This is a genomic window from Microbacterium flavescens (assembly GCF_018588945.1).
In the GTDB taxonomy this organism is placed as follows: Bacteria; Actinomycetota; Actinomycetes; order Actinomycetales; family Microbacteriaceae; genus Microbacterium; species Microbacterium flavescens.
The window spans coordinates 141251-161576 of sequence record NZ_JAFIWA010000001.1 but is presented as its reverse complement, the minus strand read 5'-3'; the positions used below and the strand labels follow the sequence as shown (position 1 = coordinate 161576).

The 20326-nt window shown below is 70.3% G+C and carries 20 protein-coding genes; 8 read left to right on the top strand and 12 right to left on the bottom strand.

All coding sequences use genetic code 11. From position 1 onward, the window contains the following. The first annotated feature begins 4 nt into the window (after positions 1–4). From JX005_RS00700 to JX005_RS00690, 3 genes are all read left to right on the top strand, one after another. Complete coding sequence (locus tag JX005_RS00700; RefSeq protein WP_214465459.1) at positions 5–2902, top strand: MMPL family transporter; 2898 nt, start codon at positions 5–7, stop codon at positions 2900–2902. Continuing rightward, a complete protein-coding gene (locus tag JX005_RS00695) occupies positions 2899–4920 on the top strand; it encodes a YhgE/Pip domain-containing protein (RefSeq protein WP_214465458.1) in 2022 nt (673 codons plus the stop codon). Before JX005_RS00700 ends, JX005_RS00695 begins: the two co-directional genes overlap by 4 nt. 399 nt (positions 4921–5319) lie before the next feature. Beyond that, a complete protein-coding gene (locus JX005_RS00690; protein WP_214465456.1) occupies positions 5320–6294 on the top strand; it encodes an endonuclease domain-containing protein in 975 nt (324 codons plus the stop codon). A gap of 269 nt (positions 6295–6563) precedes the next feature. Here JX005_RS00690 and ccsB read toward each other — a convergent pair whose 3' ends face one another. The 6 genes from ccsB to JX005_RS00660 are packed head-to-tail and all read right to left on the bottom strand — an operon-like array spanning position 6564 to position 12164. Next, on the bottom strand, positions 6564–7631 hold the full coding sequence (gene ccsB, locus JX005_RS00685; RefSeq protein WP_214465452.1) for a c-type cytochrome biogenesis protein CcsB: 1068 nt from the start codon (positions 7629–7631) through the stop codon (positions 6564–6566). 4 nt (positions 7632–7635) lie between these two features. Beyond that, a complete protein-coding gene (gene resB / locus JX005_RS00680) occupies positions 7636–9348 on the bottom strand; it encodes a cytochrome c biogenesis protein ResB (RefSeq protein WP_214465449.1) in 1713 nt (570 codons plus the stop codon). Next, on the bottom strand, positions 9329–10159 hold the full coding sequence (locus JX005_RS00675) for a cytochrome c biogenesis CcdA family protein (protein ID WP_214465447.1): 831 nt from the start codon (positions 10157–10159) through the stop codon (positions 9329–9331). Before JX005_RS00675 ends, resB begins: the two co-directional genes overlap by 20 nt. Next, the gene (locus tag JX005_RS00670) at positions 10156–10791 is read right to left on the bottom strand and encodes a TlpA family protein disulfide reductase (protein WP_214465445.1); all 636 of its coding nucleotides are present in this window, start codon (positions 10789–10791) and stop codon (positions 10156–10158) included. Before JX005_RS00670 ends, JX005_RS00675 begins: the two co-directional genes overlap by 4 nt. After that, the gene (locus JX005_RS00665) at positions 10791–11420 is read right to left on the bottom strand and encodes a histidine phosphatase family protein (RefSeq protein WP_214465444.1); all 630 of its coding nucleotides are present in this window, start codon (positions 11418–11420) and stop codon (positions 10791–10793) included. The genes JX005_RS00670 and JX005_RS00665 overlap by 1 nt, the downstream gene beginning before the upstream one ends. Before the next feature lie 42 nt (positions 11421–11462). After that, on the bottom strand, positions 11463–12164 hold the full coding sequence (locus JX005_RS00660; RefSeq protein WP_214465442.1) for a DedA family protein: 702 nt from the start codon (positions 12162–12164) through the stop codon (positions 11463–11465). A gap of 170 nt (positions 12165–12334) precedes the next feature. On the opposite strand from JX005_RS00660, the gene aspS reads away from it, so the two are divergent. Continuing rightward, a complete protein-coding gene (gene aspS / locus JX005_RS00655; RefSeq protein ID WP_214465440.1) occupies positions 12335–13675 on the top strand; it encodes an aspartate--tRNA(Asn) ligase in 1341 nt (446 codons plus the stop codon). A gap of 21 nt (positions 13676–13696) precedes the next feature. On the opposite strand, the gene JX005_RS00650 is transcribed toward aspS, so the two are convergent. The 5 genes from JX005_RS00650 to JX005_RS00630 form a co-directional block, all read right to left on the bottom strand. Further along, complete coding sequence (locus JX005_RS00650; RefSeq protein WP_214465439.1) at positions 13697–13960, bottom strand: glutaredoxin family protein; 264 nt, start codon at positions 13958–13960, stop codon at positions 13697–13699. An 8-nt stretch (positions 13961–13968) separates the two neighbouring features. Continuing rightward, positions 13969–14262, bottom strand: a complete 294-nt coding sequence (locus tag JX005_RS00645) for a rhodanese-like domain-containing protein (protein ID WP_214465438.1) — start codon at positions 14260–14262, stop codon at positions 13969–13971. Between the two features lie 80 nt (positions 14263–14342). Continuing rightward, entirely contained in the window at positions 14343–14441 is a 99-nt protein-coding gene (locus JX005_RS00640; protein WP_003792170.1) for a 30S ribosomal protein bS22, read from the bottom strand. Positions 14442–14522: 81 nt separating this feature from the next. Further along, entirely contained in the window at positions 14523–14714 is a 192-nt protein-coding gene (locus tag JX005_RS00635; RefSeq protein WP_214465437.1) for a helix-turn-helix domain-containing protein, read from the bottom strand. A 116-nt stretch (positions 14715–14830) separates the two neighbouring features. After that, positions 14831–15760 carry a TetR/AcrR family transcriptional regulator gene (locus JX005_RS00630; protein WP_214465436.1) on the bottom strand — a complete coding sequence of 310 codons (930 nt, stop codon included), beginning with the start codon at positions 15758–15760 and terminating at the stop codon, positions 14831–14833. Between the two features lie 102 nt (positions 15761–15862). Between JX005_RS00630 and JX005_RS00625 the strand changes: the two genes are divergently transcribed. After that, the gene (locus JX005_RS00625) at positions 15863–16777 is read left to right on the top strand and encodes an ATP-binding cassette domain-containing protein (protein WP_214465435.1); all 915 of its coding nucleotides are present in this window, start codon (positions 15863–15865) and stop codon (positions 16775–16777) included. Then, entirely contained in the window at positions 16774–17580 is an 807-nt protein-coding gene (locus tag JX005_RS00620) for an ABC transporter permease (protein WP_214465434.1), read from the top strand. The genes JX005_RS00625 and JX005_RS00620 overlap by 4 nt, the downstream gene beginning before the upstream one ends. A gap of 170 nt (positions 17581–17750) precedes the next feature. Here JX005_RS00620 and JX005_RS00615 read toward each other — a convergent pair whose 3' ends face one another. Further along, entirely contained in the window at positions 17751–18152 is a 402-nt protein-coding gene (locus JX005_RS00615; protein ID WP_214465432.1) for an ArsR/SmtB family transcription factor, read from the bottom strand. A gap of 65 nt (positions 18153–18217) precedes the next feature. Here JX005_RS00615 and JX005_RS00610 point away from each other — a divergent pair, with 65 nt between their 5' ends. After that, positions 18218–19657: a TrkH family potassium uptake protein gene (locus JX005_RS00610; RefSeq protein WP_214465431.1), complete on the top strand. Its 1440-nt coding sequence runs from the start codon at positions 18218–18220 to the stop codon at positions 19655–19657. Beyond that, positions 19650–20321, top strand: coding sequence for a potassium channel family protein (locus JX005_RS00605; RefSeq protein WP_214465429.1), 672 nt, complete (start codon positions 19650–19652; stop codon positions 20319–20321). The genes JX005_RS00610 and JX005_RS00605 overlap by 8 nt, the downstream gene beginning before the upstream one ends. Positions 20322–20326: the final 5 nt, after the last annotated feature.

Here is a 20326-nt window from a genome sequence, read left to right as displayed (position 1 = left end):
CGCTGTGTCCACCCTGCTGTATGCCCTCGGCCGTTGGTCCTACCGTCACCCCTGGCGGGTGCTCGTGGCCTGGGTGCTCCTGCTCGGCATCGCCGGCGGCGGCGCGCTGGCCTTCATGAAGGGCACCGACAACTCCTTCTCGATCCCCGGGACCGAGGCGCAGGAGGGCATCCAGCTGCTCGACCGCAGCTTTCCGCAGGCCAGCGGCACGAGCGCGCAGCTCGTGATCGTCGCCGCCGACGGCGAGACGGTCACCCAGGACCCGTACGCCGCCGAGATCGACGACACGGTGGCTCGTCTCGAGGACATCGACGGCGTCATCGCCGTCACCGATCCGTTCAGCGAAATGGTCACGGGCATGGTCTCGGACGACGAGTCCGCCGCCATCATCCGCCTGCAGTTCGACGGGCAGTCCACGGACGTCTCCGACGAGACCAAGGACGCTCTCGAGCAGGTAGCCGACGACCTTGGCGAGACGCTGCCCGACGGCTCGCAGGTCGCCATGGGCGGCGATCTGTTCTCCACTTCGGTTCCCGCGCTGTCCCTCATCGAGGCGGTCGGCGTGCTCATCGCTCTGTTCGTGCTCATCGTGACGTTCCGCTCGGTCGCGGTCGCGTGGTTCCCGCTCATCTCCGCGCTCATCGGCGTCGGTCTCGCGATCGCGCTCATCTACGTGTCGACGGCGTTCGCATCGATCTCGTCGACCACGCCGATGCTCGCGATCATGCTCGGGCTCGCGGTCGGCATCGACTACGCCCTCTTCATCGTCGCGCGACATCAGGACCAGGTGCGCACCGGCGTGGAGCCCGAGGAGTCCGCCGCGCGCGCCACCGGAACCGCCGGCTCGGCCGTCGTGTTCGCCGGCGTCACCGTGCTCATCGCGCTCATCGGACTGGGCTTCGCCGGCATCCCGTTCCTCACCACCATGGGCATCGCCGCGGCCGTGGCGGTCGCCATCGCCGTGGTCGTGGCCATCACCCTGACGCCGGCGCTCCTCGGCTTCGCCAAGGGCCGGGTCGCCGGCTGGGGGCACGCCACGAAGCACCGCGGTGTCGCGCTGCCCGTCGGGCGACGCGGATCACGCGCCGCCGGCGACGAGGCTGAGACGGAGACGGATGCGAGCGAGGCACCCGTCGCCACGGCCGCGCCGAAGAAGATGAACCGCTGGGTCATGCTCGTCACGAAGCATCCGATCGTGACCACCATCGCCGTGATCCTCACGCTGGGCGTGATGGCGATCCCCGCGGCGAGCCTCGGACTCGCACTGCCCAACGCGGGCCAGCAGCCCGAGACGAGCCAGGCGCGTCAGGCCTACGACCTCACGGCCGAGCACTTCGGCGCGGGGGCGAACGGCCCGCTCATCATGACGGGGACCATCGTCACGTCGACGGATCCGCTCGGGCTGATGGCAGACCTCGCCGACGAGATCGAGCAGGTCCCCGGCGTGAAGGAGATCGCGCTCGCGACCCCGAACGAGACGGCCGACACCGGGCTCATCCAGATCGTGCCGGAGACGGCACCCGACGACCCGGCGACCGCCGACCTCGTCCGGGAGCTGCGCGCGCTCGCGCCGGAGCTGGAGGAGCAGTACGGCGTCGACCTCAAGGTGACCGGTTTCACCGCCGTCGGCATCGACATCTCCGACCGCCTGGGCGCGGCCCTGCTGCCCTTCGGCATCTTCGTCGTAGGCCTGTCGCTCGTGCTCCTGATGATCGTGTTCCGGTCGATCTGGGTGCCGATCAAGGCCGCCCTCGGCTACCTGCTGTCCGTGCTCGCCGCGTTCGGCGTGGTCGCCGCCGTCTTCGAATGGGGCTGGGGCGCCGACCTGCTGCACGTGACCCGCGAGGGTCCGGTCATCAGCTTCATGCCGATCATCCTCATGGGAGTGCTGTTCGGGCTCGCCATGGACTACGAGGTCTTCCTCGTCAGCCGGATGCGGGAGGACTACGTCCACGCGCGCCGCGCCACGAAGGGACACGCGACGCGCAGCGACCGCGACACCGCGCTCGGCGCCGTGCGCTCGGGCTTCACCGCCTCAGCCCGCGTCGTGACGGCTGCCGCCGTGATCATGTTCGCCGTGTTCGCCGCTTTCGTGCCCGAGGGCGACTCGTCGATCAAGCCGATCGCGCTCGGCCTCGCGGTGGGCATCGCCGTCGACGCGTTCCTCGTGCGCATGACGCTCGTGCCGGCCGTCATGGCGCTCCTGGGTGAGAAGGCGTGGTGGATGCCTCGCTGGCTCGAGCGGGTTCTGCCGCACTTCGACATCGAGGGCGAGGCGGTCGAGCGCGAGCTCTCCCTGGCCGACTGGCCCGAGCCGAACACGACCGCCGCGGTCGTGGGTGAGGATGTGGCCGTCCGCGCCGACGGCGGCGCGGCGGGCGACGTGACGCTGTTCGACGGCGCGTCCTTCCGCGTCGAGCCCGGCGGCACGCTCATCGCGACGGGCGACCCCCGTGCCGGCCGTGCGTTCGGGCTCGCGATCGCCGGCCGCGTCGCGCCGAGCGACGGGCGGCTGCGCGTGGCCGGGCACCTGCTCCCCGAGCGGGCGGCGTGGGTGCGTGCCCACGTCGGTGTCGCGATCCTCGCCGACTCGGACGATCCCGTGGGCGAGCTGCGCCGGGCACTGAGCGGCCGCACGACCCTCGTCGTGATCGACGGCCTCGACACCCTCGACGCCGCCGACCGCGACCAGGCCGCCGCGCTGCTGCGCGATGCCGAGGCCGCCGTCCGGGCGCGGTCGGACGCGGCATCCGCTCGTCTCACCGTCATCGCGACCGCGAGGATCGAGGGTCCCGCGCTCGCACTCCTGGCCGATGCCCGCCGGTCCGGCGTGAGTTCGCTCGCGCTGCGCGCCGCGACCAGCCCCGATTCCTCCTCTCTTGTCGCCGAGGTGACCGCATGACCCTCCACATCGAACGCGCGCGCTCGCGCCGGCCCGTGACCTGGCTGACGCTGATCGGCGTGCTCCTGCTGCCCGTCGTGATCGGCGGCGTCCTCGTCGCCGCGCTGTACAACCCCGTCGAGCGTCTCGACGGCCTTCAGGCCGCCATCGTGAACGAGGACGAAGCGGTCACGATCGACGACCAGCTCGTCCCGCTGGGGCGTCAGCTCACCGCGGGTCTCGTCGAGGGCTCCGACGAACAGCCGAGCAACCTCACCTGGACCATCTCCAACGCCGACGATGCGGCGGAGGGTCTCGCCGACGGCACCTACGCGGCGGTCGTGACGATCCCCGAGAACTTCTCGGCGGCTGCCACGTCGACCCAGCCGGGCGAGACGCCGGAGCGCGCGACCATCGAGGTGCAGACACCGCCCGACAGCCTCATCGTCGACGACGCCATCACGGCTCAGGTCACGACGGCCGCGGCATCCCTCATGGGCGATCAGCTCTCGCAGGTCTACCTCGAGAACGTCTTCCTCGGCTTCACGACGCTGGGCGACCAGCTCGGCGAAGCCGCGTCGGGCGCGCACGAGCTCGCGGACGGAGCCGGCCAGGCCGCTGACGGCGCGACCCAGCTGGCCGACGGGATGCCGCAGCTGGCGTCGGGTGCCGACGGTCTCGCGACGGGAGCCGGCGACCTGCAGAGCGGCCTGGATCAGATCGCGGGCGGCATCTCAGGTGCGGCCGGCGGGGCGCGCGACCTCGCGGCCGGGCTCGACACGGCGGCCGCGCAGGTCGTCAATCAGGAGCTTCAGGATGCCGCGGACGCGACCGCGAGCTACGCCGGCGCGGCCGCGGACGAAACCCTCGCCCTCGCCCTGCTGCTGGGCAACGACGACCCCGCCAACGGTCCGCTGGGCCTCGCGCAGACGCTCGGCGGGCTCGCCCAGCAGTGCGTGGCGTCGGGCGGCTCGGTGGAGCTCTGCACACAGGTCGGCGCCGCCGCCGCGACCGCGGGCGCGGCCGCCCAGAACGCGGGAGCCGCGGCGACGAGCGCCGGCTACGCGGACGGCTACGCCGCCGGGACCGCGTCGGGCATCTCGGAGCTCATGTCGCAGACCAGCGCGGGGCTCACCGAGGCTGCGGGCGGCGCGCGCTCGCTCGCCGGCGGCCTCGACCAGCTCGCCTCCGGAACGACGCAGTCCGCCGACGGTGCGGGTCAGCTCTCGTCGGGCGCGTCGCAGCTGGCGGGCGGGATCGGCCAGGCGGGCGAAGGGGCGACCTCGCTCGCCGATGGAGTGACGGCCTTGGCCGACGGCACGTCGACGCTCGCGGACGGCCTGGACGAGGCATCCGCTGCTCTCCCGTCCTACTCGGACTCCGAGGCCTCCAGCCTCGCGGAGGTCGTCGCGAACCCGGTCGAGGCCGAGGGCGTCGGCACGTCGCTGTTCGGCGCCTCGGCAATCCCGCTGCTGTCGACCCTCGCGCTGTGGTTCGGCGGGCTCGCGACGTTCGTCGCACTGCAGGCGGTCTCGCGGCGCGCGCTGACGGCGCGAGAGCCGTCGGTGCTACTGGCGCTGCGCGGGTTCGCCCCCGCGGCGGTCCTGGGTGCGGCGCAGGGTCTCCTCGTCGCCGGCGTCGTGCAGCTAGCGGCATCGTACGAGTGGAGCCAGTGGTGGGCGTTCGCCGGCGTCAGCGTCGTCGCGGGCATCGCGTTCGCCGCGGTCAACCAGGCGCTGGTGGCCGTCTTCGGCGGGGCCGGGCGCTGGGCGTCGGCGCTCATCGGCGTGCTGGCCGTCGCGACCGGCGTGGTCTCGACGGTGCCGGGCGTGCTGGCCGACCTCGCGGCGCTCATGCCGACGTCCCCCGCGTACAACGGGATGGTGGCCGCGCTCACCGAAGCGGGTGCGATCGGCGCGGCCTTCGCCGGGCTCGTCGTCTGGACCGTCCTCGCGTTCGGCGCGACGATCCTCGCGGTCGCGCGCCGGCGCACGACGTCGGCGAGGGCGATCCTCGAGGCGGCCCCCGCCGCGGCCTAGCCCTCACGCGCTCCGGGCGCCCCGCCCCCACCTTTTCGTTGAGAGTCCAGGACCCGCCGTGGTCGCCCGCCCTGGCGCGGCGTGTCCTGGACACTCAACGGGGTCGGACCGGCCGGCTCCGACCCCGCTCGGCCTCGGCTCGCGCTCGCGTGGCCCCCGGCTCGGCCTCGCGCTGCCCCGGCTCGCCCTCGCGCTGCCCCGGCTCGCCCTCGGGTCGCCCCTTCTCGTTGAGAGTCCAGGACCCGCCGCCTCTTCGCCCGTTTGCGCGGCGCGTCCTGGACACTCGACACGGTGTGAGGCGTCGGCGTCCGTCCTCCACAAGGGCAGGGCGAACGGACCAATGCACCGATTCGGCCGAGAGCGCCACAGGGTCGCACCGAGGACGGCTCCGATGGACGGGTGAAGCCATCCCCGCTGCCGCCGGAGTTCTCCGACGTCGCCTTCACGGTCAGCGAAGCGCACGATGCGGGCTTGCGCCCGCGCAGACTCCGGGCCGCCGATCTGCGCACGCCGCACCACGGCGTGCGCGCGCCCGCCGATGCGGTCAGCGCGTCGCTCGAGGCACGGTGCGGAGACCTGCTTCCGAGGTTGGAGCCGCTCCACATCTACGCCGGGCCGACCGCTTTGGCGCTCTGGGGCGCCCCGCTTCCCGGCTGGACCGAGCGATACCTCCACGTCGGTGCGCTGCTGGGAGTCCGAGAGCCGCGAATTCCGGGTGTCGTCGGGCATCGATTCGCCTTTCTGCCCGAAGACGCGACGCTCCTTCGCGGACTTCCCGTCCCGCCGCCTGCCGAAGCCTGGGCGCAGTCAGCCGATCGCTGCGGCTCGCCGAACCCGGAGCGCGGTCGATACGAGCGCAGCCGGCGTCCGCCAGATCCGCTGAAGCGCAGATTCCTCACCGTCGACGAGTTGACGGCTGCTGCCGACTACCTCCTCACCGACGGACTGGCCGACCGTGAGGAGCTGGTGCGCGTTGCGGAGGTCGCGCGGCGACGTGGCGCGGTCGCCCTTCGTGAGGCCGCCGAGTTCGCGCGAGCGGGTTCCGAGTCGCCGAAGGAGAGTGAGCTGCGGCTGCTTGTCGTGCGCGGAGGGCTGCCCGAGCCTGAGCTGAACTGGAACTTGACCGACGCCTCGTCGGCTCTCGTAGCACGTCTCGATCTGGCATATCCGCAATACCGCGTCGCGGTCGAGTACGACGGGCGACACCATGCCGAGGCATCCCAGTTCTCACGCGACGCCGACCGCTGGGCTGCGATCGCCGACCATGACTGGATCCTCATCCGCGCAGTCGCGCACGACCTCGCCGACGAGCCCCGCCGCCTCCTCCGTCGGATCGAACGCGCTTTGCGTTCGCGAGGCTGGCCAGACGACTGACCCTCGCCCGACGCTCTGGGCGTCCCGCCCACCCCCTTGTTGAGTGTCCAGGACACGCCGTCGACCAGCCCCAACGCACGGCGCGTCCTGGCACTCAACATGAAGTGGCCGCGGAGTGGCGGCGCGGGCTACGGTGCGGTGCCGCGCCGGCATGGCCCGCCCACGCGGCGTCGGCCCCGGGTTGAGTGTCCAAGACACGCCGCCGAGCGGCCTCGGCTCGCGGCGCGTCCTGGACACTCAACATGAAGCGCAGGGCGCAGCGGCGGGGGTCAGCTCAGGCCGGAGTACGCGTGCAGGCCCTTGAAGAACATGTTCACGATCGTGAAGTTGAACAGCACGGCCGTGAAGCCGATGATCGACAGCCAGGCCGACCGCGATCCGCGCCAGCCGCGCGTCGCGCGGGCGTGGATGTACCCGGCGTAGAGGACCCAGATCACGAAGGTCCAGACTTCCTTGGTGTCGAAGCCCCAGTACCGGCCCCACGCGTCGTTCGCCCAGATCGAGCCGGCGATGAGGGTGAACGTCCAGAAGATGAACCCGAGGATCGCGAAGCGATACGCGAGCGACTCGAGGGCGTCGGATCCGGGCAGGGTTCCGAGGAACCGCGGACCCGTCTTGACAGGCTGAGCGGATGCCTCGGCCCACGCCGCGGCGAGCGCGAGCACCTTGCGCTCGCGCCGCGCCTGCATGAGCTGCAGCACCGACAGCCCGAAGGCGAGGGCGAACAGCGCCGTCGCCAGCGTCGCCACGAACACGTGGATGACCAGCCACACTGACTTGAGCGGGTCGGCGAGCGGCGTGATCTCGACGTAGAACGCCAGCGTCGACGCCCCGAGCAGCACGAGGGTGAGACCCGTGATGAACGAGCCGAGGAAGCGCAGGTCGTAGCGGATCAGCACCACGAGGTAGACGGCGACGATGAGCATCGTGCCGGTGAGGGCGAACTCGTACATGTTCGACCACGGCACGCGTCCCGCCGCGATGCCCCGTGTGACGTCGCCCGCGACGTGGAACAGGAAGCCCAGCACCGTCAGCGATGTACCGATGCGCGCCCACACGAACCGCTTCCGGCGTCCGATCGGGGCGTTGAGGTTCGCCTCCGCTGCCTTCTCCTTCGCGCGCAGCTCACCGGCCGAGTCGCCGGCCGAGGCGCCGCCCGCGGCGACCAGTTCGCGTTCGCGCACCTTCAGCTGCGCGTCCTTGGCGTCGACCGCGTCGGCCCCGCGGCGCGCGAGGTCGACGGCGTACGCGATGAAGGCGAGCGCGTAGATGGTGATCGCGGTCCACACCAGCAGCACCGACACGGAGTCGAGCGTGAGAGCGGAGGATTCAGGCATTGTCTCAGTCTACTTTCGGGTGTGTCGGCGACTGCAGGCCGTCGCGGTGACGCTGGGCGAACTGTTCGACCGCGGCCGCGAGCGTCGGGTCCTCGCCGCGGGCGAGCCCGGCGTACTCGACACCCAGCGTGCGACCGCGCGGGGTCACCTTCACCCACATGCGCCGGCGGGGCACGAAGAGCGCGGCGAGCAGGCCCGCGGTCGCGAGCACCGCGAACACGAGCACCCACGTCGCCGCGGCATCCCGGTGGATCGACAGCGACACGTAGCGCTTCACCGACTGCTCGTATCCCTGCGCTCCCGCGGGCGACTCGTTCTCGAACGTGATGGTGCCGTACCCGTCGGGCAGGTCGACGGTGTCACCGGGAGCGAGCTCGATCGGTTCGACGTCGGTGCCGCGCCCGGCCAGCTGGGTCATGTCGGAGGGATCGAGCGTGTAGACCGACCGCGGCGTGCCGTCGTCGATCCCGAGGTCGCCGACCCAGACGTTGAGCGAGACGACCGGGTTGACCAGCGCCGGGAAGGCCGACGCGAACGCGCCCGTGTGCAGCGGGGCCTGCGTGGGGTAGAAGAAGCCCTGCAGCGCCATCTGGTCGGGCAGCCCGTCGGGGATCTTCACGACCCCGAGCGAGGTCATGTTGGTGTCCTGCGGCAGGAAGGGGACCGACTCCGAGAAGACGATCTCGTCGTCGGCGTTGCGCACGGTCAGGGTCGGCGCATAGCCGTTGCCCATCAGGTAGATGCGGTCGCCGCCCATGTCGAGCGGGTGGTTGACGCGCACCTCGCCCGTGCCGGCCTCCTCACCGGCGTACTGCGTGGTCAGGTGAGCGACGAAGTCGCCGGCCTGGCCCTGACCCTGCGCGCCCAGCGGCTGGTACGTGACATCGAAGCGATCGAGCGTCAGCGCGTACGGATCCAGCTCCTCCTCGTGGACGAAGCGCCCCGGGTTGAACGACGTGTAGTCGAGCATGGTGTTCACGAAGGTGCGGCCCTCGATGATCACCGTCTGCCCGGTGTAGGTGAACCCGCCGCCGAGGCCGACCGCGAGCAGCACCCCCACGAGCGCGGCGTGGAAGACCAGGTTGCCGGTCTCACGCAGGTATCCCCGCTCGGCCGACACCGACAGCGCCGCACCCGAGTCGTAGCGCTCGACGCGGTAGCCGGACTTCTTGAGCTGCGCCTGCGCGGCCTCCATCGCCGATGCGGCGGCGGCCGCGGCATCCGTCTCCGACTCGAACTCGACCGTCTCGGAGCGGTGCGCGTCCAGGCGTGCGAGCCGGGCCGGCGTCCGCGGCGGCTTCGCGCGAAGCGCCTTCCAGTGGTGCTTCGTCCGCGGGATGACGCACCCGATCAGCGAGACGAACAGCAGGATGTAGATCGCCGAGAACCAGGGCGACGAGTACACGTCGAACATGCTCAGGTTGTCGAGCACCGGCGCGAGGTCGGGGTTGTCGGCGAAATACTGCGTGACGCCGTTGGGGTCGGCGCTGCGCTGGGGCACCAGCGAGCCGGGCACCGCGGCGATCGCGAGCAGGAGCAGCAGCACGAGGGCCGTGCGCATCGAGGTGAGCTGCCGCCAGCCCCAGCGCAGCCAGCCGACGACGCCGAGCGCGGGCTGGGAGATGTCTCCGGATGCCTCGGCCTCGGCGTCGGCGTGATCGGAGGGCCGCAGCGGGTCGGCCGTGGTGGCGCCGGCCTCAGAGCGGGAGCGGGACATTCGCGAACACCCCCTGCAGGCTCGCCATGATCTGGGTCCAGACGCCGGTCACCATGAGCACGCCGAGCACGATCAGCAGGGCTCCTCCGATCAGGTTCACCACGCGGATGTGGCGGCGGATGAACGTCACCGAGCGCGTCGCCCACCCGAATCCGAGGGTGAGGAGGACGAAGGGGATGCCGAGACCCAGCGAGTACGCCAGGCCCAGGGTCGCCGCGCGCGCGGCCGATCCGGAGTCGAACGCCATCGCGAGGATCACGGCGAGCGTGGGGCCGATGCACGGCGCCCAGCCGATGCCGAGTGCGATGCCCAGCAGCGGCGCGCCGATGAGGCCGAGGTTGCCTCTCACCTGCGGGCGGGCGATGCGCTGGGCGAGGCCGAACACGCCGATGAAGACGAGCCCCAGCGCGATGATGACGACGCCGAGGATCCGCGTGATGAGGTCGGCGTACTCGATGAAGAAGCGGCCGAGCGTTCCGCCGAGCGTCGCCACGCTGACGAACACGAGCGTGAAGCCCGCGATGAACAGCAGCACGCCGACGAGCAGCCGGCCGCGTCCGGGCTCGGGCGCGTGCGCCAAGTCGGCGCGTTTCGTCTCGTCGCTGCGCTCCTCGCTCAACGACCCGGATGCGCCGCCGGCCGTGACGGCCACGGGTGCCGGGCGCGGGCTCACCGCGCCGCCGATGAACCCGAGGTAGCCGGGCACGAGCGGCAGCACGCACGGCGACAGGAAGGACAGCAGCCCCGCGAGGATCGCGATCGGCACGGCGACGAAGAGCGACCCGCCGGCGACGAGGTCGGCCGGACTCACGACTCCTCCAGCGCGTCGCGCACCAGCGTCTGCAGGATCGACGCGCTCTCGAGCTGGCCGATGATGCGCGCCGCCACGCGCCCCTGCTTGTCGAGCACGAGCGTCGTCGGCGTCGCGTTGATCGGCGTCTTGTCGGCGAAGGCGAGCTTGATCGCGCCGTCCTGCGCGGCCATGAGGCTCGGGTACGTGACGCCGTACTGCTCGGCGAAGGCCGTCGCGGTCTCGGGTGCGTCACTCGTGTTGATGCCGATGAACGACACGTCCTTGCCCTCGAACGACGCGTTCGCCTTCTCGAGCGACTCCGCCTCGGCCCGGCACGGACCGCACGCGGCGTACCAGAAGTTCACCACCACGACGTCGCCCGCAACGTCCGCGCTGCCGAGCTTCTCGCCCGTCTCGGTCGTGCCCTCGAAGTCGACCGGCTCGGTGCGCTCAGCCTCGGGGATCTCGACGATCTGGAACCCGTTGGCGGCGATGAACCCCTTGTTGTCACCGGCGCGGTACTGCTCCGCGAGGGGGTCGTTCGTGCACGCGGCGAGCCCGCCGGCGAGCGAGAGCACGAGGAAAGTGGATGCCGCAGCCCGCCCGCGCCGACTCCCCGAGCGCTCGCGCGCCCATGCCCGTGCCCCCATCACACCGCTCCCACGTCGACCGAGCCCGACAGCGACGCCGGCTCGGCGTACGCGATCTCGGTCCACTTGCCGCCCGTCATCTCGAAGCTGGTCACGCTCGACAGCGCGCAGCGGCGCACGCGAGGGTCGTGGCGCAGCGGCAGCGCGGCGACCGCGAGGTGGGTGATCCAGATAGGCAGCTGGTGCGACACGATGACGACGTCACCGGAGGGCGCGGCATCCCACGACTCCGTCATCGCCTGATTCATGCGACCGACGACGTCCGCGTACGGCTCGCCCCAGCTCGGGAGCGCGGGCTTGCGCAGGTGGCGCCAGTTCCAGGGATTGACGAGGGCGCGCGCCATGCGACGGCCCTCGAAGACGTTGGTGGGCTCGATGACGCGCTCGTCGATGCGCGGCTCGAGGCCGAACAGCTCGGTGAAGGGCTCGGCAGACTCCTGCGTGCGCTGCAGCGGCGAGCACACCAGGGCGGTGACCGGACGATCGAGCGACTGCACGTACTCGGCCGCCTGTCGGGCCATGCTGCGTCCGTCGACGCTGAGTCCGTACCCGGGCAGTCGTCCGTAGAGCACGCGGCGGGGGTTGTGGACCTCCCCATGGCGCACGAGATGGAGGCGATCGGCGGGCACCCGCCCAGTCTACGTGGGCGCGATCTGTGGGGCGGCTGAGCGTCAGCCCGCGCGCTCGGTCACCGACTCGCGCGCGTCGTCTTCGACGGGGGAGCTGCGACGACGGGACGCCGCGACCGCCGCCCGCGTGCGGACGAACCCGAACCATGCGACCGCCAGGGCGGCCCCGCCGATCACGAGATACTGCAGCACATCCGCGTACCGCTCGATGATGTGCCACGACTCGCCGAGCAGGTACCCGGCGAGGACGAAGACAGAGTTCCAGATCAGACTTCCTGCGCCCGTCAGGAGGATGAACCGCCATACCGGCATGCGCGCGACGCCGGCCGGGATCGAGATGAGGCTGCGAAAGATGGGGATCATCCGGCCGAAGAACACGGCCTTGCTCCCGTGGCGGTGGAACCAGCCGACGGTGCGGTCGACGTCCTGAGGGTTCAGCAGCGGGACGCGCGCGGCGACCCGCCGCAGCCGGTCGACGCCGACCGATGCACCGAGGCCGTAGAGGAGCAGGGCACCCACGATCGACCCCGCCGTGGTCCATGCCAGCGCCTCGAACAGCGTGAACGATCCGGCACTGGCCGCGAGGCCGGCCATCGGCAGCACGACCTCACTCGGCAGAGGCGGGAACAGGTTCTCGAGGGCGATGGCGACACCGGCCCCCGCGGGGCCGATGACGTCCATGAGCGAGACGGTCCAGTCGAGGAGGCCCGAGAGCCACGAGGTGTCGGACGAGGTTTCGGTCATCGGGGGCTTCGCCTTCGGTGATCGGATGCCGCGGCCCGGCCGGGCCGCCTCAACGACGCTAGACGGCCGACGCGGGGTGTTTCCTGGGTGCAGACCCCCGGATCCCTGCCCGGGTCGCCCCCGCCGGCTCTGGCAGGCGTTGAACCCACCCGCACGTAGACTTGTGCCTCGTGACTGAACGCGTCCTCGTCAACCAGCTCCTCGGCCTCGCCGACGGCCCCGTCTCCGTCTCCGGATGGGTCGAGACCGTCCGCGATCAGAAGAAGGTGCAGTTCGTCATCCTTCGTGATGAGACGGGCGCGGTGCAGCTGGTGAATCCGGCCACGCGTCCGGCTGAGGACGGCTCCGAGCAGGATGCCGCGGCCCTGGCTCTCACCGACCTCATCTCGAACCTCTCGACGGGCACCTTCCTGACCGTGACGGGCCAGCTCAAGCACGACGAGCGCGTGAAGCTCGGCGGCGTCGAGATCAAGATCGGCGCGCTCGACATCGCCGCCGCGGCCCTTCCCGAGACGCCCATTGCAGCCGACTCCGGTCTCGACAAGCGCATGGACTGGCGCTTCCTCGACCTGCGCCAGCGTCGCAACAACCTCATCTTCCGGGTGCAGACGACCCTCGAGCACGCCATGCGCTCGTACTGGGTCGACCGCGACTACATCGAGGTGCACTCCCCCAAGCTCATGGCATCGGCATCCGAGTCCAACGCCGAGCTGTTCGAGGTGCCCTACTTCGAGGACAAGACCGCTTACCTCGCCCAGTCGCCGCAGTTCTTCAAGCAGATGGCGCAGGTCGCCGGCTTCGGCAAGATCTTCGAGATCGCCCCAGCGTTCCGCGCCGACCCCTCATTCACGAGCCGCCACGCGACCGAGTTCACCTCGATCGACGCGGAGATCAGCTGGATCGACTCCCACGAGGACGTCGCCGCGATGCAGGAGGAGCTGCTCGCCACGGCGTTCGCCGCCGTCAAGGAGAAGCACGGCGCCGAGATCGAGGAGCTGTTCGGCATCGAGGTGCAGGTGCCGGCCATTCCGTTCCCGCGCATCCCGCTCGCCGAGGCGCTCGAGATCGTGAAGAGCCGCGGCTACGAGGTGCCCCGCACCGACGGCGACCTCGACCCGGAGGGCGAGCGTCAGATCTCGGCGTACGTCGAGGAGACCTACGGCCACCAGTTCGTCTTCATCACCGACTACCACCCCGAGATCCGCGCTTTCTACCACATGCGCGACGAGGAGACCGGGCTCACCAAGAGCTACGACCTCCTGTTCAACGGCGTGGAGATCACGACGGGCGCGCAGCGCGAGCACCGCGTCGACGTGCTGATCGAACAGGCGAAGGAGAAGGGGCTCGAGCCCGAGCACCTCGACTTCTACCTCGACTTCTTCCGGTACGGCGCCCCGCCGCACGGCGGCTTCGGCATGGGCCTCGCGCGAGTGATGATGCTGCTGCTCGGCCAGGACTCGATCCGCGAGGTCACTTACCTGTTCAGAGGCCCGACGCGCCTCGCCCCCTGACCGAGAGCCCGGGGCGGGTCGTCAGCTCGGATCTGGCGCCGCGCCGAGCGCCGCGCGTAGCCGATCCGGCGACACACGCCAGTGCCCGTGCAGCTCTCCGCCGACGAGCACGACCGGGATCTTCTCCCACCACTGCGCGTAGAGCGCGGGGTCGTCGGCGATCGACAGCTCCTCGACCTCGACGGAGTCGTCGGGCAGCTCGGCGAGAACCGTCTCGATCACCTCGCGTGCCACATCGCACAGGTGGCAGTCGGGCTTGCTGATCAGCGTGAGGGTGGTGGACACCGGCCGGCTCACGCCTCCACGGGGTATCCGGCAGCGATCCACTCGTCGGTGCCGCCCTCGACGTTCGTCGCCTCGTAGCCGCGAGCGGCCAGCGCCTCGACCACGCGGCCGGATCGCCCGCCCACTTTGCAGATCACCGCGAACGCGCCGTCGGGCAGCTCGTCGAGGTGCTCGCCGAGCGTCGACATGGGCAGATTGACTGCTCCGGGGACGCGCCCTCCCTCGAACTCCCACGTCTCGCGCACGTCGATCACGGGTGTGCCGGGGTTCTCGCGGAGCTGATGGACGGTGATCGACTGCATGGCGGCCTCTCGCGTGCGGGGATGACGGGTGGATACACGAAGCGCCCATCCGGAGACAGGCGCTTGGTGTCGGTGCCGCTTTACTTCTTGTTGCGGCGCTGGTGGCGAGTCTTGCGAAGCAGCTTGCGGTGCTTCTTCTTCGCCATGCGCTTGCGGCGCTTCTTGATGACTGAACCCACGGAAACCTCACAATGTCGGGGTCTGGGCGCGACGCGTGCGCGACCGGGAACGGGCAGATGCGAAAAATGCCTCGGGACAGTCTAGCCGACGTCGGCGATGGGCCGTTGCAGAGCTTCGGTCACCGCGGATTCGGGAACCCGGTAGCTGCGACCGAAGCGCACCGCCGGCAGCTCGCCCGAGTGGACGAGGCGATAGACCGTCATCTTCGAGACGCGCATGAGTTCTGCGACCTCGGCAACGGTCAGGAAGCGCACGTCGGGCAGTTCCGGCATGTCAACCCTTTCCCCAGAGTGATCGGGGCTCGTTCCCCAGTGCTGAGCACACTCTAGAGGGCAGGAGGGACACGTGTAAACCTGTGTGACTCGTGGGGATCCTGTGATCCGTCGGCTCAGGCACCGCCCCGCAGCCGCGCGCGGCGCTCGTGCGCGTCGCGGGCGGCCTGCCGCTCCGCCTTGCGGGCGTCGCGCAGCGCCTTCTCCGCCGCGTGGACCGCCTTGCGGGCCTCACGGAATCTCTTGTCGTCGGCGATGTCTGCGTCGTCCATCCCCGTCCACGGAGCGCGCTCCGCGTGGCGTCCCTGCTCCACCGCGGAGATGTAGGCCGCGACGCCGTCGAGGCTGCGTTCGAGGTTGAAGGCGAAGGGGTCGGACTGGTCGAGGAAGACGCCCGCGTCGATCGCCGCGCGCAGATCCGGATAGGCGTCGGCCGTGATGAGCTGGCGGTAGAGCGCGTCCTCGAAGCGCGTGATGTCGTCTTCCCGCACCCCGCGGTCGCGCTCCATCCGGGCGTAGCCGGCCAGCACCATCCCGGTCCACCGTGCGTGGCCGGTCACGAGCAGCATGACCGACAGACGCTCCTCGTAGGTGAGGCCGGTTTCGGCGAGCGCGTGCAGGCCGGCATCCATCCAGGCGGCACTGTTCGGCGTGGTCGGCGAGCCGGTGATGGGCACATCGAGCACCCACGGGTGCTGCAGGTAGCGCTGCACCTGCTCCTGATAGAGCGCCTGCAGCTGATCGCGCCACGTGCCGGCAGAGCGACTGGCATCGCTGGGGATGCCGGTCGCCTCCTCCTGCATGAGAAGCAGGAGGTCGTCCTTGGCGGTGACGTACCGGTAGAGCGACATCGGCGTGTAGCCCAGGCGAGCGGCCACCGCCGCCATCGAGACCGCAGCCAGCCCATCGGCATCGGCGATCTCCATGGCCGCCTCGACGATGCGCTCGACGCTCATCTCCCGCTTCGGCCCGCGCTGCGGGTTCGCCGCCACACCCCAGGCGAGGGCGACGCCTCGAGGCAGCTCGATCTCCGCAGCATCCGTCATGGCGTCAGTCTAGGACTGTTTATACGGTAAACAGTCTGGTACGGTCATAAACAGTTTCGGTCATACACAACACTCTGCCCCATACACAGTGAAGGGATCCTCATGGCACACGACAGCACTCCACCGGCCATCGACGTCCGCGGACTCCGCAAGGCCTTCGGCACACAGGTCGTCCTCGGCGGCCTCGACCTCGCCGTGCATCGCGGGGAGGTGTTCGCGCTGCTCGGCCCGAACGGAGCCGGCAAGACCACGACGATCAACGTCCTGACGACGCTCACTCGTCCCGACGCCGGAACGGTGACGGTGGCCGGCGTCGACGTCGCCGCCGATCCCGACGGCGTCAAGCGGCGCATCAGCCTGACAGGTCAGTCCACCGCCGTGGATGACGTGCTGACCGGCATCGAGAACGTCACGATGCTCGGCCGGCTGTCCGGTCTGTCACCGCGCGCGGCGCGAGCGCGGGCCGCCGAACTGCTCGAGCGCTTCGAGCTGTCGGATGCCGCATCCAAGCGCGTCGGCGCCTACTCCGGCGGCATGCGGCGCCGCCTCGACCTCGCTCTGAGCTTCGTCGTCACTCCGGAGGTGCTGTTCCTCGACGAGCCCACCACAGGTCTCGACACGCGCAGCCGGCGCGAGCTGTGGGACGTCATCCGAACGCTCGCCGCCGCAGGGACGACGGTCTTCCTCACGACGCAGTACCTCGAGGAGGCCGACCAGCTCGCCGACCGCATCGCCGTCCTCGACGGGGGCCGCGTGGTCGCGACCGGGACCGCCGCGCAGCTCAAGTCGCGCGTCGGCGGCGACACCGTCGAACTGCACGACGCCCACGGCGACCTTCTGCGGGAGGTCCCGACCGACGGCAGCGTCTCCGACCTGCGTCGCGCGCTCGACGTCCTCGACGAAGCCGGCGCCGAAGGCGTCGTCACCCTGCGGCGTCCGAGCCTCGACGACGTGTTCCTCGCCCTCACCTCGCCCGAAGCCCGCCGCACGGCGGCTGCCGAAAAGGAGATCGCATGACCACCCTGACCATCGCCCCCGAGGCGCCCGCGCTGCGCCCCCGCATCGGCGGACTCGTCGCGGAGAGCGTGTTCGTCGGCCGGAGTCTCCGGCACTCGCTGCGCGACGGCGAGTCGCTGCTGATGGCGATCATGCTCCCGGTCCTGCTGATGCTGCTGTTCACCTACGTGTTCGGCGGGGCGATCGATCCGACCGGCGGCTACGTCGACTACGTGGTGCCTGGGATCATCCTGCTGTGCGCCGGGTTCGGGGCATCCAGCACAGCGGTCTATGTCGCGAGCGACATGAAGGCGGGCATCATCGACCGCTTCCGGACGATGCCCGTCAGGGCGAGCGCGGTGCTCACCGGACACGTCGTGGCGAGCCTCCTCCGCAACCTCGTGGCCACGGGCCTCGTGGTCTGCGTCGCACTGCTCGTGGGCTTCCGCCCGACCGCCGGCGCGTGGGGCTGGATGGGCGCACTCGGGATGATCGCGCTGTGGATCCTCGCCATCACCTATCTGTTCGCCGCCCTCGGCCTCGCATCGAAGAGCCCGGAAGGGGCGAACGCCTACGGCTTCATCATCCTGTTCCTGCCATACCTGTCGAGCGCGTTCGTGCCCGTGGACACGATGCCGCAGTGGTTGCAGTGGGTGGCCGAGAACCAGCCGGTCACGCCGATCATCGAGACCATCCGCGGCCTCCTCATGGGCACCCCGATGAACGGACAAGCCTGGTGGGGCATCGGCTGGTGCGTCGCGATCCTCGTGGTCTCGTTCGCTTGGGGCGCCTGGTTGTTCCGTCGCAAGGCCGGAGCGCGCTGAGGCTGGGGTGCGCTACGGCGTGTCAGGCCGGCGAAGCATGCCCCCGGCGGCCTCCTTCGTCGGTCGCCTCCCGCCAGACCCGATGCCAGCTTCGCCGGCCTGACACGCCTCCGCTCTCGCGTCGGCGGGGTTCCGTCCCTGCGGGTCGGGTGAGGAAGAGGGTAAGGGGGTCAGCGACCGGGGAGCTTCTTCAGGGCATTCTCGATCGCGTACTTGGCGGATGCCGCGGCCCGGCCCACCACGTCGGCGGCATGAGCTGCGGAGTCGGGCAGCGAGCCGGCGTACTGCGGCGCGTCCTCGTCGCCCAGGAACGGCACGAGCCAGTCGTCGACCTCGTCGAGCGGCTCGGCCGACAGGCTGTAGTAGCGGTGCTGCCCCTCCTCGCGCACCGAGACCAGGTGCGCCTCGCGAAGCACCTTGAGGTGCTTCGACACCGTCGGCTGACTCGCCCCGAGCTCGTGCACGATGTGCGAGACGCTCGTGCCCCGCTCCCCCGCGGCGGCACGGTCGAGCAGGAGTCGCAGGATGTCGCGACGTGTGCCGTCCGCGATCACGTCGAAGATGTCCGCCATGTGCTCAGATTAGTCAAGAGCCCCGCGGAGTACCATGACGGGAGTCTCGTGGCGAAGGGGGCGACATGGCGACTGACCCGGCTGGGTCGCTCGTGCGCCGCGCCACGTCGGCGCTGAAGGCCGCGTGGGACCGTCTGCGGAATCTCACGACGTCCTCCCCCGCGCGCTTCGCGGTGCTGGTGTTCGCCTCGCTCATCCTGCTGTTCACCGCCCTGCTGTCGCTGCCCGCGGCCAACGCCGACGGTCGCCGCCTGCCCCTGGCCGATGCGCTGTTCACAGCCGTGTCGACCATCTGCGTGACCGGACTCACGACCGTCGACATCGCCACGACGTTCTCGCCGCTGGGCAAGGTCTTCATCTTCATCGGCGTCAACATCGGCGGAATGGGCGTGCTGACGCTCGCGTCGATCCTCGGCCTCGTGATCTCGAAGCGGCTCGGCCTGCGCGCCAAGCTCATCGCCGCGAGCGACTCGAACCCGCTGCGCTCGCACGGCGGACCGGTCAACGAGGGGCAGACCGTGCGACTGGGCGAGGTCGGCACGCTGCTGCGCACCGTCGCCCTGTCGACCCTGCTCATCGAAGCCCTCGTCGCCATCGCGCTCTACCCCTCCCTGGTCTTCGCGGGCATCCGCCCCCTGGAGGCCCTGTGGGAGGCGCCGTTCTACGCGGCGATGGCCTTCACCAACACCGGCTTCACGCCGAACCCCGGCGGCATCGCCCCGTTCGCCGACGACTACTTCCTCCTCACGGTGCTCATGGCGGGCGTCTTCCTCGGCAGCATCGGCTTCCCCGTCATCTACGCGCTGTGGAAGAACTACTGGCACGTGCGCCGCTGGCCGCTGCACACCAAGCTCACGATCATCACGACGGTCCTGCTGTTCTTCGCGGGCGCGGGGGCCTTCCTCGCGCTCGAGTACAGCAACCCGAAGACCTTCGGCTCGATGGACGCGTGGGACACCACGTTCCAGGCGTTCTTCCTCTCGGCGATGACCCGCTCCGGCGGGTTCGCCGTCGTCGACATCGGCGATCTGTACGGCTCGTCGGTCATCGTGGGCTGCATGCTCATGTTCGTCGGCGGCGGCTCGGCGTCGACCGCCGGCGGCATCAAGGTGACGACGCTGGCCGTGCTCGCCCTCGCGGTGTGGTCCGAGGCGAAGGGTCGCCAGTCCGTCGAGGCGTTCGGCCGCCGCATCCCGAGCGACGTGCAGCGCGTCGGCCTCTCGGTCGTCGCGTGGGGCGCCACCATCGTCGCGCTGTCGACCATCACGATCGCGCAGATCAGTCAGGCGCCGGTCTCGAACGTCCTGTTCGACGTGATCTCCGGGTTCGCCACGGTGGGCCTCTCGACCGGTCTCACCGCAGAGCTCAGCGACCCGGCGGTGTACGTCATGGCCCTGACGATCTTCATGGGGCGAATTGGTACAGTGACACTCGCCGCGGCGGTGGCCGCGACATCCCGTTCGCAGCTGTACTCGCTGCCGGTGGAAAGGCCGATCGTTGGTTGAGCGCATCAGGAGCGACGCACCGGTTCTGGTGATCGGACTCGGACGGTTCGGCGCCGCCTGCGCCGGCGAGCTCGACCGGCTCGACCGCGAGGTCCTCGCCATCGACGAGAACCTCGAGCTCGTCCAGAAGTGGTCAGAGCGCGTGACGCACACGGTCCAGGCCGATGCCCGCAACATCGACGCGCTCAAGCAGATCGGCGCGCAGGACTTCCAGGTCGCCGTCGTCGCGGTCGGGTCGTCGATCGAGGCATCCGTCCTCATCACCGCCAGCCTCGTCGACCTCAAGGTCCCGCAGATCTGGGCGAAGGCGGTCTCGCAGTCGCACGGCAAGATCCTCGCCCGCGTCGGCGCCAACCACGTGATCTACCCCGAGCGCGAGGCCGGCGAGCGCGTCGCCCACCTCGTGAGCGGCCGCATGCTCGACTTCATCCGCTTCGACGACGACTTCGTGCTCGCGAAGATGTACCCGCCGAAGTTCATCCGCGGAGTGGGACTCAACGAGTCGGGCGTGCGCACCAAGTACAACGTGACCGTCGTCGGCGTGAAGAGCCCCGGCAAGCCGTTCCGCTACGCCGAGGCGAACACGGTCGTGACGAATCACGACCTCATCATCGTGTCGGGCACGAACTCCGACATCGAGCGCTTCGCCGCCCTCGACCGCTAGCGGAT